Source organism: Halalkalibacterium ligniniphilum, from assembly GCF_000334155.1.
GTDB lineage: Bacteria > Bacillota > Bacilli > Bacillales > Bacillaceae_D > Halalkalibacterium > Halalkalibacterium ligniniphilum.
Map to the genome: position 1 here is coordinate 1 of NZ_ANNK01000086.1, position 14,610 is coordinate 14,610.

The following is a 14,610-nucleotide window of genomic DNA, read 5'->3' on the forward strand; positions in this document are numbered from 1 at the left end:
TCATGAACATTGTAATTACTAAACCAGCTGTGCAATGGTTTAAAGATGAATTTGAAATAGAAGGAGAACAGTACATTCGCTTTTTTGCGCGCTATGGAGGCTGTGGTTCCATTCAAAGTGGATTTTCCCTTGGCATAAGCTTAGATATTCCTAAAGAAATTGGAGCAAAAGAAGAAATCGATAATATTACATTTTATGTAGAGAAAGAAGATTTATGGTATTTTAAAGGCTACGATATAAAAGTGAAATATAGTCGCAAGCATGGGGAAATTGAATTTGTCTATGATGAAGCAGGAGAATAACTAAATGAGAGGCTGGGACATAACGAACGTGTATGATTGAACATGCGAACAATGCACAACCTTAGCGAAGGATATTTCCGAAGCGAATGCTATGCATCAACGATCATGACGTTCGCATTTCTCATCAATAAAAACTCTTTTGTCCCAGCTTCTTTTCAATAAAAAGTACATGTTTACGTAAAGAGGAAAAGAGAGCAAGGAACTTTTTGAAATGGGTAATTTATGGTGATTAGAAATAAGCAATCGAGCGAATTTACCGTCTTTACACTGGCATCATCCATACAATTTCCTGTATTCGTATAAAAAACATTGATTGCTCAACCTGCATCACGACATGGTCTGGTTTGACATCTGCAACGGCGCCACGTATGTTTCCACGTGACGTCTCTATGATGACCTCGGAACCGCCAACCGATTGTAGAGCTTGAATAAAAAAAGGGTCAACCCATGAGCGCATTTGTGGACGATTCTGACGTTCCCGGTCATTTTCATTTTGTTGATTCATTTTATGAACCTCCTTCTTTCCTGGTTGCCGATGTTAGTCTATGCGAATGACTAGAAAATGATTGGGCATTTACCCAAATGTGAATCATGTTTCAGCTCTCTTAGGAGTGCTATGAGGGTTCATGTTTTTCACCTTAACCTTCTCATGCTATAATGCGGATATTGAACAAAAAAGGGTGAGAGAAAATGACAGAAACGAGAGAAAAAGCAATGTTTGCCGGTGGTTGTTTTTGGTGCATGGTTCAACCGTTTGAGGAACAACCGGGCATTATTGAAGTTGTATCAGGCTATGCTGGCGGACGTGTGGAACATCCAAGCTATGAACAAGTAAAAGCAGGAACAACTGGGCATTATGAGGTTGTTCAGATTACATATGATCCAAACTTGTTTTCATATGAGAAGCTACTAGAACTGTACTGGCCTCAAATTGATCCAACGGACCCGGAAGGTCAGTTTCATGATCGAGGACCTCAATATCGCACAGCGATTTTCTACTATAATGATGAGCAGAAAAAATTGGCTGAGGCGTCGAAAAAAAAGATTGAAGAGAGTTGTCGATTTAAAAAGCCGATTGTTACAGCGATCTTACCGGCTACTACCTTTTATGAAGCAGAGGAAGAGCATCAGCAATTTTATAAAAAATCACCAAAAGCGTATAAGGAAGACCGGCAAAAGTCTGGACGTGATGAATTCATTCATACGCATTGGTAAACATCAGCAGCTAAAAAACTAGCTGCTTTTTTTCAACTTAACTTTGACTCAGCTGTGATGAAAAAGATACAAATGAGAGGTTAATTTAAAAAGAACATGATATCTTATTGTGAAATGTGTAAAATTTTGTGATAATTTTGTATAAACCTCTTACGTTAAAAATAATTTTCTGCTATAGTAATATGAGAAGCGTTGATATTATAACATTTGAAGGGAGGAAAGCTGAGACTAGCATAGATGATGATCAAGATGATACGAAATGTTTTCCTCACAACATTTGCCTTATTATTGTTCTTTTGTTTAATAACGATCTTACTCGTTGAGAACTGGACACACACAGAAGCAGGGAAAGTTCCTGTGAAAACAGCAGTCTTACTTCACGCAATTAATCACAACTTAGTAACTCCTGATATGAAACCACCGAAAATGTTTACGAGTTCAGGAGCGAGTACGAGTTATACACGAGACATGATTTCCATTCCGGTTTCAGATGGCTCAACAATACCAGCACGAATCTATCAGCCCAAAGCAGAGGGACCTCATCCAATTATTATGTATTACCATGGAGGCGCTTTTCTAGAAGGATACGGTGACATCAATACACATGATAATATTGTCCGCTCCTTAGCAGCAAGAACACAAAGCATTGTCATTTCAGTTGGCTATCGGGTTGCTCCGGCTCATCCGTTTCCTACAGCGATAGAAGACAGCTATGAAGCTCTCGTTTGGGCGGTGCAAAATGCACATTCGATTAACGGTGACTCAGAGAAGATTGCCGTTGTTGGAGACAGTGCAGGTGGGAACATTGCGACGGTTGTTTCACTGATGGCTCGAGATCGCAATGGACCTGAACTGGCAGCGCAGGCGATGCTATATCCGTTAACAACATTTAAGGATACCCCGTTTCAATCAAGAGAGAGCTATGATAGTGGTTACTTTTTGTTATCAAGAAATGTGATGCTTCGTGCAAGGGAGTACTATACTCCTTTAAAAGAAATGTGGGATAGCCCCTATACGTCTCCTCTTGATGCAAAGCAATTAAATCGTCTTCCACCTGCTCTTATCATTACAGCAGAATTTGATCCGCTACGTGATGAAGGAGAAGCGTATGGGAAACGATTAGCCGATTCAGGAATTCCTGTAGAGGCAGTGAGATATAATGGGGTCATGCACGGGTTTGTTTCTTTTTATGAGGTCATGCAAAGAGGGGATCATGCTCTCCATCATACAGCAATGTATTTAAAGCGAGCTTTTCACGGTGAAGTATCTCATTCACCGTATCGCCTTATGGTATACGGTGAACCCTCCACGCAAGAGGCGTTGCAGGATCGGGTAGAAGCCTATGCAATTGGCGGATTTTTAATTGGAAAGCAAGCATTATCCATGTTTACAGGATGGTAAAAAAACGGAACCGAACGATCACGGATTGTTCGGTATTTTTGTGCAAGTAAAAAAGGATACGTTCGGTGATGTCCAGCGCAAGCGCCTAGCCGTTCGAGATTGCTTCAACATATAAATGGCTGCCTATAACCTGCCTACATCTTGACAGGCTTTCAGCACTTGTCACAGCTGAACTAGGCGCTTGCGTATTTCTTCGTGATCAAGTAATTAAGCGATCATGCATAAGCTAACAATAGCAGCTTAATAGTCATAAATTAGGGGGGAAGTGTTTCCGTTTTATCCCAAAATACAGAGGAATCATGCCCAAACAATGGGCGTTACGATTCAGCCTATTCCCTTTCTAGTGAAAGAAACCAAAGATGAACCAGTAACGATTTATAGAAGTACTTTAATAATGGAAAGAAGGTCCACCTATCCAAGCACAGCAAATACAAGAGACGGCAAAGTTGAAAGGGCGTTTCGCTACGATTGACGGATAAACCTGCGTTCTTCTTCATTGAGACCACAAGACCCACACTGAATCCGTCTTGTGGGCCCACGATAAGGCAAATGGAACGGGTCAAGCCGATTTTGCTCATATTGTTGGATTACTTCCCCGCTTTGTGGGTCGAGCTTCACAGCAACTACCTCCTGTTCGATAAGATGAAAACGAGACCGGTTTGTTTTACAGCTTGGGCAAACATAGGATTGTGCCACAAAAACGCCTCCTTTTACGTCATAGATTGCCCGAAAACCTTGTGAACATTCGTTTTTATCAAAAAGAAAAATGGTTGAAATCCACAATGAAAGTTGTTCGACAGGATTTACTATGACGGAACATTAAGTAAATGACAAATCATATTACCAGTTGTTGGGGAAGATGCAATCTAAGTACCCGTCATATTTGATACTGAGAAATTAATGGATGAAAAGGAAACGATAAGAAAAATTGTTGGGGCACAATCACAAGTATTTAAAAGAAAAAACATTATTAGTTGAATCGTGTATGATTTCTCCTAGATAATGTCGATAGGCTACGTTAAAACGAAAATAATTTGAGTGTTTTTATTTGGCAGCGAGGATTAGAGTACAATACTATGTAGCTTGTGAAAAGCTAAATGAATCTCCTTTTACAACGAGTTAAAGGAGATTATTCGTATTGTCACGTATTCAATATGTAAAGTAAATAAAACGACAAAGTTTCATGGTCATGTTATATTGGAGAAAGACAGCAAAATAATTTATTTTAATACGAGAAATCTTTGTTCTTTTCAGTTATAATTTTAAAGTATTGACATACATCTTAGGATTTTGAAAAAGGAGCATCGATATTGTTAAATCATACAGTGCTTAAGAAAGTGATGATAATTTTTACCATTCTTTTGATTGGTATCTTTTTTTATTTCTATTCTGCTGTGTTTATGCCTATTCTGTTAGCTTTACTTACGGCTCTTATGTTTGAACCATTAGTAAGGTTACTTCAAAAATACTTGCGAACAAATAAGCGATTACTTGCTGTAACGATCATTTTTACTTCGTTTGTGCTAGTAAGTAGTATTACGATCTATGTGACCTTGACAAAAATGATCAATGAATTTGTGAATTGGACCTTTCAGCTTCCACAATACATTGTAGAATTTCAAATCGTAGTTAATCAATTAATTGAAGATTTTAATGTGATGATTGAGGATATTCCACAAAAGCATTTGCTTATCCAAGAGTTAGAAAATCAAACGCAATTGCTAACAGACCGTGCGTATGATGCTGCCCAAAACATTTTTCCAATTCTGGTATCTTGGGTGCAAGCCATTCCAGATATGATCGTTGTTACGCTATTTTATTTAATTACACTTTTTTTAATCAGTCTAGACTTACCAAGACTTACTGCGATGTTTTATCGTTTTTTCAAAGAGGAGACCGCAGTAAAAATAAAGTTTGTAAGCGAACGCTTGGGAACGGTGTTTTTAGGATATTGGAAAGCACAGTTTTTACTAAGTATTCTCATTATTGTCCTTTCTTATATTGGTTTAATGCTTATCGTGCCTGAACATGCCTTAATTATGTCCATTGTCATTTGGGTTGTAGATATAATCCCACTCTACATCGGTCCAGCCTTAGTACTTGTTCCTTGGGCAATCTATGCGTTTATTTTAGGAGACGCAGCTGTAGGAACCGGCCTATTGATATTGGCGACGGTTTTACTTGTTATACGCAGAATCTTAGAGCCTAAGGTAATGGGGGATCAGATGGGGCTCTCAGCACTTGCTACCGTTCTTTCCATGTATTTTGGACTGTACTTTCTTGGCGTCATGGGATTAATATTAGGTCCATTCGTGGTAATTGCTGTAAGAGCCGCGATTGAAGCAGAGTTTTTCAAGTTTAACTTTAAGATTTAAGAATGTTTGAATCTATAATAATGGGGCTGAGTTGTGAAAAAATAAATTTTACAACAAGCATACTCTTTCAGTGGAACTTTTGCTGATGGTGTATGCTTTTTTGTATTAATGAAAAAATTTAATCATAATAAATGTCACTCCCTATCGGTAATCGAATAGGGAGTGGCTTAATCATGGTTTTAGTTTCTCAAATAAGGTCACATGCAAAAGCCTTCATAAAAAATCACTTGAATTAGAACGCCCAATTACCTTTGCGGAAGATGGGATCACGGCTACCATCTTCTTTAATCCCGTCAATGTCCATGTCGCCTGAACCGATCATAAAGTCAACGTGGGTAAGACTTGTATTGATGCCGCTTTTCTCAAGCTCTTCCTTGCTCATGTCCTTTCCGCCTTCGATGTTGAAAGCATAGGCGCTACCGATGGCCAGGTGGTTTGAGGCATTTTCATCAAATAAGGTGTTGTAGAAAATAATATTCGTCTCAGAGATAGGCGATTGATGCGGAACAAGTGCAACCTCACCAATGTATCTTGAACCTTCATCCGTATCAAGTAAGCACTCTAATGTTTCGTAGCCTTCTTTCGCTGTAAAATCAACAATTTTACCATCCTTAAACGTTAAGCTAAATTCGTTAATCAGCGTCCCGCCATAATTTAATGGTTTTGTGCTCGTCACGGTTCCGTTAACACCTGTTTTAAGGGCAGCAGTGAATACTTCTTCTGTTGGCATATTGGCAACAAAATCAATGCCTTCGCGATTCGTGCTACCGCCACTCACCCATACATGCGTTGGGGGAAGCTCGATCGTTAAATCGGTTCCTGGCCCAGTGTAATGAAGCGCTTTGTAACGACGTTCGTTTAGCTGAGTCTTTTTTTCATCTAACAGTTTAAGGTGGTCTTTCCATGCTGCTACAGGGTCTTCCTTATCAATTCTCGTTGCAGCAAAAATAGCGTCCCACAACTTCTCGACGGCTTTATCAGATGTTTCATTCGGGAATACTTTTTGTGCCCAGCCTTCTGAAGAAGCTGCTACGATCGACCAGCTAATTTTGTCAGACAAAATATACGAACGGAATGTTGATAAGGCTTTACCGCTAGCTTTATTCAAGTTTGCCACACGTTGTGGTTCGACATCCTTTAACAGATCAGGATTTGAACCGGTAATACTTAAAAAAGCAGCACCGTTTTCAGCTAGATCTTCAAAGCCTTTGGCAATCCATTCCGGGTATTCATGAAAGGCTTCATCTGGTGCGAGCTGAAATTTTGTTAACGTAATTTCTTCGTCACTCCAATCAACATGGACATGCTTCGCCCCTGCTTCATATGCTTTTTTCACAACCAAGCGTACGAGATCAAGGGCTGAAATAGGCGTGCGAATCACAAGGGTTTGACCTTTTTGAATGTTAACGCCGACCTTAACTGCTAATTCTGCGTATTTTTCAAGTTTTTCAGCAAAAGTAGTCATTAAATATAGACCTCATTTCTTTATGTATGATAGGCTTCTTCTATTTTAGCAACTTTTACATATGAAGCAAAGCATGATGTAGCCATGCTAAATATGGTATAGTATAATAATAATGCAAGAATGAAGATATTCACAGGCTATCTGTGAGAGAGGTTCGCAAACTCCCTCTTTAAAAAAACTAAGGTGTGAGCTGTGTCCATCTGATGCAGTTTTCTTTTTTTGTCGCTTTTGCGACGAGGTAGTTTCCGGATGCTCGTTCTTCGATGCTTGAAAGGAGAAATGAGTCATGAGGAACAATAAAGCCGTTGTTGTCTTTAGTGGAGGACAAGATAGTACGACATGCTTATTTTGGGCGTTGAAGCAGTTTGATGAAGTGGCAACGGTCACATTTGACTATGGTCAACGTCATAAAGCTGAAATTGAATGTGCAAAGGAAATCGCTGCAAAGCTCGGTGTCTCGTTTCGTGTGCTTGATATGAGTTTGTTAAACCAGCTTTCTGCAAATGCATTGACACGAGATGATATTGAGGTGAAGCCTGGGAAAGATGGTGAGTTGCCATCGACCTTTGTGGAGGGGAGAAATCATCTGTTTTTATCATTTGCAGCAGTTTATGCGAAACAAATTGATGCCCGTCATATTGTGACAGGTGTTTGTGAAACCGATTTTAGTGGCTACCCAGACTGTCGGGATGTTTTTATTAAATCATTAAATGTAACCCTAAACCTGGCGATGGATGATCAATTTGTGATTCATACGCCACTAATGTGGTTGGATAAAGCGCAAACATGGGAGCTTGCTGATAAGTTGGGTGCTCTTGAGTTTATCCGTGAAAAAACTCTTACTTGCTATAACGGCGTAAAAGGTGACGGTTGTGGAGAGTGTCCCGCATGTGACTTGCGTCGTCGTGGGCTTGAGACCTACGAAAAACAAAAGCAGGGGAGTGATTCTCTGTGATTCAACAATTTTATCCGCAAGTTGACCATCCATTTGAATTTGAACTAAACAAGGACATGCACCTTGCTGCGGCACATTTTATTCCTGCAGAAGAAGCAGGGAAATGTCAGGACATGCACGGTCATACGTATTTTATTAATGTGACGATTGCGGGGGACATGCTTGATGAAACGGGATTCCTCGTTGATTTTAAACAATTAAAGGAGCTTGTTCATAAAAGGTATGACCATTCCTTATTAAACGACCATGCGGAGTTTTCTTCTAAATTTCCTACTACGGAAGTCGTAGCAAAAACCATTTGGGAACGAATTCAAGCATACCTTGATTCAAAACAAAATCGACCATCCTGTGTTCAAGTGATTGTTCGGGAAACGCCGACGAGCTACGTCGTATACCGTCCGAAGAAAAAGGGGGAAGTGAAATGAAAAAAATCCCTGTTATGGAAATATTCGGTCCGACGATTCAAGGAGAAGGAATGGTCATCGGTCAAAAAACGATGTTTGTTCGTACAGGTGGCTGTGATTATAGCTGCTCCTGGTGCGATTCCGCATTTACATGGGATGGCTCTACAAAAGCGATCTTATATACAGCAGATGACATCATTAAAAAGCTAAAGGAAATTGGAGGTGACCGTTTCTCCCATGTGACCATATCCGGTGGGAATCCGGCCCTTCATAAAGGAATAGGCGAGCTCGTGGACTTGCTTCACAGCATGAACATTAAGGTTGCTCTTGAAACACAAGGAACGATTTGGCAAGAATGGTTACCATTAATTGATGATATGACCATTTCACCAAAGCCTCCGAGTTCAAAGATGGTAACCGATTTTAAAGCTTTAGATAGCATTATTGAACGTTTAAAAGGGAATAATATTAGCTTAAAGGTTGTCGTTTTTGATGAGCAGGACTTTTCTTATGCTGTGACCGTTCATCAAAGGTATCCATCGGTACCGTTTTATTTGCAAGTTGGAAATGACAGCACCACAACGACTGATGATGAAGCATTGTTAAAAGTCCTTTTAAACCGTTATGAGTGGCTTATTGAAAAGGCAGTTCAATCAACGGTGATGAATGACGCAAAAGTGCTCCCGCAGCTCCATACCTTTGTATGGGGCAACAAGCGCGGTGTGTAAAGGAGGAAAATCGATGGCTGGAAGAAAAGAGGAAGAGCTTGAAGGTGTTAATCTTCTTGGCAATCAAGGAACGAAATATCAATTTGAATATGATCCCAGTATTCTAGAGGTGTTTGAAAATAAGCATCAAAGTCGCGATTATTTTGTAAAGTTTAATTGTCCAGAATTTACGTCATTATGCCCAATGACCGGACAACCAGACTTCGCCACCATCTATATCAGCTACATTCCAGATGTGAAGATGGTAGAAAGCAAGTCATTGAAGCTTTATCTTTTCAGCTTCAGAAACCATGGTGATTTCCACGAGGACTGCATCAATATCATTATGAATGATTTAATCGAGCTTATGGAACCACGCTACATTGAAGTATGGGGTAAATTTACACCTCGTGGCGGCATCTCGATCGATCCATATACGAACTATGGGAAACCAGGAACGAAATATGAGAAGATGGCAGAGTACCGTCTCATGAATCATGATCTGTATCCTGAGACCATTGATAATCGCTAGGAAGTGCAACGTAAAATTTTATAACTTAACTCATCCATTCTTAAAAGGATAAGTAGGGTACTCATTTACTCAGCTTATCCTTTTTTGATTTTTCGTTTGAAATATGAACCCTTTAAAAAGGTAAAAATGGGCACACTAAGATGAAATCTTGGATAAATCATTCGAGGTGACAATGGTGAGCTTTGAAATCCTGTTAATGCAGTTGATTTACCTTTTTTACATGATTAGTGGTGTGCGTAGTAATTATCGAACGTTTATCTTAATTTTGTTATTATCTGCTGCGTTTGTTGGAAGTGCTGGAAACCTTACAAATGCTGCGTCTCTCACACGAGCAAGCGACACAGAGGAAGTAGAACAGTCCGATTTAGAAAATAAACGAGAAGTCACCGCAGCCGTTAAGAGTGACGAATTAGCAAATGCAAAGTTTGTATTTTTCGATGTAGGGCAAGGAAACAGTACGTTAATTGTGGGACCAAACAAAGAAGTCATTCTTATTGATACAGGTAGATATGATAACTACTTAATTTTTAAATTATTGAAACAAGAAGAAGTTGAAAAGATTGATCTATTAATTTTAACGCATCCTCATGCTGATCATATTGGGAATGCCGAAAGCATCATTCAAAGCTATGCACCACAAGAAATTTGGATGAATGGTGATAAGCATACAAGTCACGTATTTGAGCGTGTAATGAATGCAGTCCATGAATCAAAAACAGGGTACCATGTACCATCAATCGGAAAGAGCTACAAAATTGGAGCTTTTACGTTAAAACTTTTGCATTCAAGCTGTGGAAGCAATGATTTAAATAATGGCTCTATGGCCTTTTATCTTTCATACGGACAAGTGACAATTTTTTTTACTGGTGATATTGAAAAAGCTGCTGAGCAAGCGATAATAAATGGAGGCCTAGTTCAGAGGGTAGATATTTTGCAAGTACCTCATCATGCATCAAGTGACTCTTCACATGACTTTTTTTTACGCCGCTTCAATCCTTCTGTCGCTATTTATTCGGCCGCTGAAATGAACAGTTACGGTCATCCACATAAAGAAGCCCTAACAAGATTAAAAAAAGTTGCAAAAAAAGTGTATGGAACCGATATGAATGGAACGATTAAAATCATGACAAATGGTGTCAACTATGAAGTTGTTGTGGAAAGAAGTGAAGAGAGGAAGGTCATGCCTTCCAAAATTATATAAATGACTCAAATGAATCCGTCTATTCTCGGTGGATAGTATGTATCAATGGAATGAGCCATGATTGCTCCGGACTTCGGAAACTGTTTTCTTAATTCTGTACAAGCCTTGACCCGATAATCATTTAAGTGGGTTATTTTTGGATCGTATGTAACGAGTACTTCAGCAAGGACAGAGATTAGCGTAACATTTTCTGTGTACTGTTCGTCAAAACGAGTGGATACTAGGTTAACGGAAGTTACTTTAATGGTGGCGCTTTGATATTTGGAAATCAAATCGATTCGACGATCCAGCTCTTCTTTTGGTGTGGTTGGGTTTGAATATAGATAAATAGTTGCTTCACAAAAAGCTTTCCCTCTGTACAAAAAAACTTCCTCCATTCCAATTCTTTCTTTCATTGTACCAGATTGGTCGCTAAAGAGCGTCGTTAAGAACATGGTGCTAGCGATTGCACAGAAAAGGAGTGTTTCAATGACCGAGACACTCCTTAAAAGGAAAATTTAAATCAATGCGTTCTGATATATAGAAAACTGTTAAGAAAACTGAGTTTGTTCTGCGCTATGATGAATATATAAAGCGAACAACAAGGCCTACATTGTAAGTTATGGGTAATATAACGGTTTATTTAGTCCATAATTAATTGCTCTGTAATCATTTTACTATGGTGAGTCAGCTCTTTAACCAAGTATGGAATTTGTCCAGATAAAAACTGGTTTTTTAGTCCAGTTAAGCTTAGGGATGCGATCATTTGACCAAAATCATCAAATACTGGAACTGCAACGGAAGAAATCCCAACACGTAATTCTTCATTTGTTGTTGCATAACCGCATTCTCTTGCTTTCTTAATTTGGGTAAGGATCTCATTTTCTGAAGTAATGGTATTTGTGGTAAATCTTTTTCGTGGTTTTTCTAATACACGGTTAATTTCATCTTCGCATTGATAGGCTAAAAGAATTTTTCCAGCTGCAGTGCAATAACAAGGAACTCGATTTCCTGTTTTAGAAATCGTCCCGTAATCATCGCGTGGGATCGTTTTTGAAAGATAGACAACACCGCCTCGATCATATACTGCTAATCTTGCCACTTTTCGTGTTGACTCAACCAATCTTTCCATGATTGGGTTTGACACATGCCTGATTTCAGTGGTGTGATAAAAAAGAAAACCTAATTCAAAAGCTCCAATCCCTAATCGATATTTTTGGGTTTTTGGGTTTTTTTGTACGAGGTTTGTTTCACATAGCGTGTTCATTAATCGAAATACTGTACTTTTAGCTAAATTAAGCTCGTGGCTAAGTTGTGTGATCCCTAGCTCTTTGTTATCTGGTGAAAATTCTTTTAAAATTCGAATGGCATTATGAACGGATGATAGCACTTCATTATTTTTTTTCATGTTTACACTCCCACCTTTTTAGAATGACGGTCATTTGATGAAAAGGCTCTCAAACCAAATATATATAAGAAGATATCATGTCTATTGGGAATTTTCAATGAATTCATTAAATTGGAACGGTTTCTTTTTATTTTGTATTGTGCATGTTAGCTTTTTTATTCGGTTTCTTGCTGGATGAGCACTAAGAAAGAAGGGAAATCAATATGAAATTTTTTTATCTCATTTTGTTTTTTCAAACGTTGTATAGCATTTCCTTACATAGCACCAGGCCCATTATAACGTTGTATGCTGATTCTCTTGGAGCCTCTGTTGCTGTAGTAGGGATGCTCGTTTCAAGCTTTGCTCTTCTTCCCATGCTGCTAGCCATTTCCATAGGGAAGTGGCTCGATCATTATGGGGCGAAAAGGATATCAATCATTGGCGCTGTTGGTATGCTGCTTGCGTTTGGTATCCCTAGTCTTGTTCCCAATTTTTTAACATTGTTTTTATCGCAAATCCTTTTAGGAATCTCTCATCTGTTTGTTTTAGTTGCTCTACAAAAAACTGTAGGGAATTTACCTGGAAATAGAGACAAACTAATTGCTACCTTTAGTCTAACAGGGTCCCTTGGAGAATTAATCGGGCCTCTTTATTCTGGCTTTACATATGAGCACTTTGGTTTTCAAGCGACTTTTTTCATAGCAGCCGTTTTTGTTTTTGTCACACTCACCTTCACCCTCTTTACAAAGAATCAATCGTGGGGAAAGATAAACTGGTCCAATGTGAAACAAAGTCCATCATGGATGTTGCTGAAAAATATTAATTTAAGAAAAGCAATGGTTGTAAGTGGGCTTGTCTTGTTTTCAAAAGATTTATTTGTTGCATATTTTCCTATCTATGGTAGTAGCATTGGCATGAATGCAAGTCAAATCGGAATTATCCTTTCTTTAATGGCAGGAATGTCAATCATTGTGCGAATCGCGCAGTTTCACCTTGTCCAAGCATTTGGAAGAGGCCTTGTACTTACTACGACACTTTTTATAAGTGGAATTGCCTATGTGCTTCTACCTTTAACACCGTTGCCTTTGCTTTTAACAGTGATAGCAATAGCGTTAGGAGGGGGATTAGGATTAGGTCAGCCACTTAGTTTAGTTTATGCATTGAATGTTAGCCCGAAAGACCGACAAGGAGAAGTTTTGGGTATGAGACTTACCTTTAATCGAGGCTCTCAATTTGTTGCCCCGTTTCTTTTTGGTGGTATTGGTAGTTTGGCGGGGATCTCTGCAATCTTTTGGGTAAGCGGTGGCATTCTTCTTTTAGGTGCTCATTTTACACGTTTGAAAAAAGAAGCAAATGATTCAAATAAAAAAGAAAGAGATAGAGCTTAAAGAAATGCTGTGCTGTATAAGAGAACCTAGTTATTTTGGTGAAGGAGGATATTCGCTAAGGTAAGAATAGAAGAACAACTTATTCTGATGTTATTGGAGGAGCTGCTATGAGTAAATTGAAACTTTCATTCGGCTGTTGGGATTATGATCGGATACGTGCCTTAACGGATGGCACGGTAAAAGCGGAGGGAATTGAGCTTAATTGGCTGAACATGCCTGTGGAAGAAACGTTTTGGCGAATGATGCGTCACCAAGAGTTCGATGTTGCAGAGTTGTCCTTTTCGTCCTATTTAATCGCTCGGGACCGCGGCTTTCCGAATTTTTCAGCCATTCCTGTCTTTATGTCAAGGTCCTTCAGACACTCTGGGATTTATATCAATAACCATGCAGGAATCAAAGAGCCTGCCGACTTGATTGGAAAACGGATTGGGATTCCTGAGTATCAGCTGTCGGCGTGTGTATGGATTCGTGGGATTCTCCACCATGAGTACGGCGTGTCGCCATCAAGTGTTCAATGGTTCACGGGTGGACAGGAGAAAGCAGGGCGTGTTGAAAAAATCAAGCTTGATTTACCATCTTCAATTAGTATCGAGCCGATTCGAGACGATCAAACATTGAATGAAATGTTAGAATCTGGTGAAATTGATGCCTTTATCGCCCCAAGAGCCCCATCCTGCTTCCTAAAAGGTTCACCGAATGTGTCGCGACTTTTCTCGGATCATGTAGCGGCAGAAAAAGAGTATTTTAAGAAAACGGGAATTTTCCCGATCATGCATGTTGTGGCGATCAAAGACGAAATATTAGAAAAAAATCCTTGGGTAGCTGCAAACCTATATAAAGCGTTTGTTGAGTCAAAGGAAAAAATCTATGAGGGCTTTCATCAAACTGCCGCGTTAAAAGTGACGCTACCGTGGTTGGTTTCAGAGATTGAACGAACGAAAGAAATTATGGGTGAAGACTTTTGGCCGTACGGTTTAGAGCAAAATCGCGCGACGCTCGAAGCATTTGTAACCTATTCCTATGAACAAGGATTAATTAAAAATAAGCTAGCGGTTGATGATCTTTTCGTAAAGTCAACGCTAGAAGAATATGTTATTTAAGTCAGAATGCATGCTTTGTAGATTTGTCAAAGCATGCATTTTCTCTGTCTTTAACAGATTTATTGTCCATCTTTGGATATTATTAATCAGATGATTAGAAATCGTTCAGTTTATTTATATTTTCTGGTCAATAAAGACGTGCTATGATTTTATTAAATCGTAACACTGGAAAGGAGGTGTACCATGAGTAAGGAATTAA

General features: G+C 39.1%; 16 protein-coding genes and 1 riboswitch. Of the genes, 11 read left to right on the forward strand and 5 right to left on the reverse strand.

Features of this window, described 5'->3' with window-relative positions; all coding sequences use genetic code 11:
- Positions 1-302: HesB/YadR/YfhF family protein (locus BLT_RS0109230; protein WP_017727504.1), on the forward strand; the 302-nt coding region annotated here is incomplete at its 5' end.
- A gap of 262 nt (positions 303-564) precedes the next feature.
- Here BLT_RS0109230 and BLT_RS21680 read toward each other — a convergent pair.
- The gene (locus BLT_RS21680) at positions 565-807 is read right to left on the reverse strand and encodes a YuzF family protein (protein ID WP_017727505.1); all 243 of its coding nucleotides are present in this window, start codon (positions 805-807) and stop codon (positions 565-567) included.
- Between the two features lie 185 nt (positions 808-992).
- On the opposite strand from BLT_RS21680, the gene msrA reads away from it, so the two are divergent.
- Positions 993-1,517, forward strand: coding sequence for a peptide-methionine (S)-S-oxide reductase MsrA (gene msrA / locus BLT_RS0109240; RefSeq protein ID WP_017727506.1), 525 nt, complete (start codon positions 993-995; stop codon positions 1,515-1,517).
- Positions 1,518-1,757: 240 nt separating this feature from the next.
- On the forward strand, positions 1,758-2,918 hold the full coding sequence (locus BLT_RS0109245) for an alpha/beta hydrolase (protein ID WP_017727507.1): 1,161 nt from the start codon (positions 1,758-1,760) through the stop codon (positions 2,916-2,918).
- Between the two features lie 462 nt (positions 2,919-3,380).
- On the opposite strand, the gene BLT_RS0109255 is transcribed toward BLT_RS0109245, so the two are convergent.
- Complete coding sequence (locus tag BLT_RS0109255; protein WP_017727509.1) at positions 3,381-3,614, reverse strand: hypothetical protein; 234 nt, start codon at positions 3,612-3,614, stop codon at positions 3,381-3,383.
- A 614-nt stretch (positions 3,615-4,228) separates the two neighbouring features.
- Between BLT_RS0109255 and ytvI the strand changes: the two genes are divergently transcribed.
- Positions 4,229-5,293, forward strand: coding sequence for a sporulation integral membrane protein YtvI (gene ytvI / locus BLT_RS0109260; protein WP_017727510.1), 1,065 nt, complete (start codon positions 4,229-4,231; stop codon positions 5,291-5,293).
- 232 nt (positions 5,294-5,525) lie between these two features.
- Here the strand turns inward: ytvI and BLT_RS0109265 are convergent, their stop codons facing one another.
- Positions 5,526-6,758, reverse strand: coding sequence for an aminopeptidase (locus BLT_RS0109265; RefSeq protein WP_017727511.1), 1,233 nt, complete (start codon positions 6,756-6,758; stop codon positions 5,526-5,528).
- Between the two features lie 143 nt (positions 6,759-6,901).
- A riboswitch (PreQ1 riboswitch) is annotated at positions 6,902-6,946 on the forward strand.
- Between the two features lie 98 nt (positions 6,947-7,044).
- Here BLT_RS0109265 and queC point away from each other — a divergent pair.
- From queC to BLT_RS21685, 5 genes are all read left to right on the forward strand, one after another.
- A complete protein-coding gene (queC, locus tag BLT_RS0109270) occupies positions 7,045-7,713 on the forward strand; it encodes a 7-cyano-7-deazaguanine synthase QueC (protein WP_017727512.1) in 669 nt (222 codons plus the stop codon).
- A complete protein-coding gene (gene queD / locus BLT_RS0109275) occupies positions 7,710-8,138 on the forward strand; it encodes a 6-carboxytetrahydropterin synthase QueD (RefSeq protein WP_017727513.1) in 429 nt (142 codons plus the stop codon). The genes queC and queD overlap by 4 nt, the downstream gene beginning before the upstream one ends.
- Positions 8,135-8,845, forward strand: coding sequence for a 7-carboxy-7-deazaguanine synthase QueE (queE, locus tag BLT_RS0109280; protein ID WP_017727514.1), 711 nt, complete (start codon positions 8,135-8,137; stop codon positions 8,843-8,845). The genes queD and queE overlap by 4 nt, the downstream gene beginning before the upstream one ends.
- A 13-nt stretch (positions 8,846-8,858) precedes the next feature.
- On the forward strand, positions 8,859-9,356 hold the full coding sequence (gene queF / locus BLT_RS0109285; RefSeq protein ID WP_017727515.1) for a preQ(1) synthase: 498 nt from the start codon (positions 8,859-8,861) through the stop codon (positions 9,354-9,356).
- A gap of 175 nt (positions 9,357-9,531) precedes the next feature.
- Positions 9,532-10,557 carry a ComEC/Rec2 family competence protein gene (locus BLT_RS21685; RefSeq protein WP_017727516.1) on the forward strand — a complete coding sequence of 342 codons (1,026 nt, stop codon included), beginning with the start codon at positions 9,532-9,534 and terminating at the stop codon, positions 10,555-10,557.
- A gap of 5 nt (positions 10,558-10,562) precedes the next feature.
- Here BLT_RS21685 and BLT_RS22655 read toward each other — a convergent pair whose 3' ends face one another.
- Positions 10,563-10,919: a hypothetical protein gene (locus BLT_RS22655; RefSeq protein WP_017727517.1), complete on the reverse strand. Its 357-nt coding sequence runs from the start codon at positions 10,917-10,919 to the stop codon at positions 10,563-10,565.
- Positions 10,920-11,179: 260 nt separating this feature from the next.
- The gene (locus BLT_RS0109300; RefSeq protein WP_017727518.1) at positions 11,180-11,944 is read right to left on the reverse strand and encodes an IclR family transcriptional regulator; all 765 of its coding nucleotides are present in this window, start codon (positions 11,942-11,944) and stop codon (positions 11,180-11,182) included.
- 203 nt (positions 11,945-12,147) lie between these two features.
- Here BLT_RS0109300 and BLT_RS0109305 point away from each other — a divergent pair, with 203 nt between their 5' ends.
- Together BLT_RS0109305 and BLT_RS0109310 are read left to right on the forward strand one after the other, a co-directional pair.
- Positions 12,148-13,311 (forward strand): MFS transporter, encoded by a 1,164-nt coding sequence (locus BLT_RS0109305; protein WP_017727519.1) that lies wholly within the window; start codon positions 12,148-12,150, stop codon positions 13,309-13,311.
- 107 nt (positions 13,312-13,418) lie between these two features.
- Entirely contained in the window at positions 13,419-14,411 is a 993-nt protein-coding gene (locus tag BLT_RS0109310; protein ID WP_017727520.1) for an ABC transporter substrate-binding protein, read from the forward strand.
- Positions 14,412-14,610 lie beyond the last annotated feature (199 nt).

Bases quoted from the DNA above. Each gene is read 5' to 3' on its own strand.
- msrA (WP_017727506.1), top strand. From the start codon at position 993: ATGACAGAAACGAGAGAAAAAGCAATGTTTGCCGGTGGTTGTTTTTGG.
- BLT_RS0109300 (WP_017727518.1), bottom strand. From the start codon at position 11,944: ATGAAAAAAAATAATGAAGTGCTATCATCCGTTCATAATGCCATTCGA.
- BLT_RS21680 (WP_017727505.1), bottom strand. From the start codon at position 807: ATGAATCAACAAAATGAAAATGACCGGGAACGTCAGAATCGTCCACAA.
- BLT_RS0109245 (WP_017727507.1), top strand. From the start codon at position 1,758: ATGATCAAGATGATACGAAATGTTTTCCTCACAACATTTGCCTTATTA.
- BLT_RS0109310 (WP_017727520.1), top strand. From the start codon at position 13,419: ATGAGTAAATTGAAACTTTCATTCGGCTGTTGGGATTATGATCGGATA.
- queC (WP_017727512.1), top strand. From the start codon at position 7,045: ATGAGGAACAATAAAGCCGTTGTTGTCTTTAGTGGAGGACAAGATAGT.
- queF (WP_017727515.1), top strand. From the start codon at position 8,859: ATGGCTGGAAGAAAAGAGGAAGAGCTTGAAGGTGTTAATCTTCTTGGC.
- BLT_RS0109305 (WP_017727519.1), top strand. From the start codon at position 12,148: ATGAAATTTTTTTATCTCATTTTGTTTTTTCAAACGTTGTATAGCATT.
- queE (WP_017727514.1), top strand. From the start codon at position 8,135: ATGAAAAAAATCCCTGTTATGGAAATATTCGGTCCGACGATTCAAGGA.
- BLT_RS0109265 (WP_017727511.1), bottom strand. From the start codon at position 6,758: ATGACTACTTTTGCTGAAAAACTTGAAAAATACGCAGAATTAGCAGTT.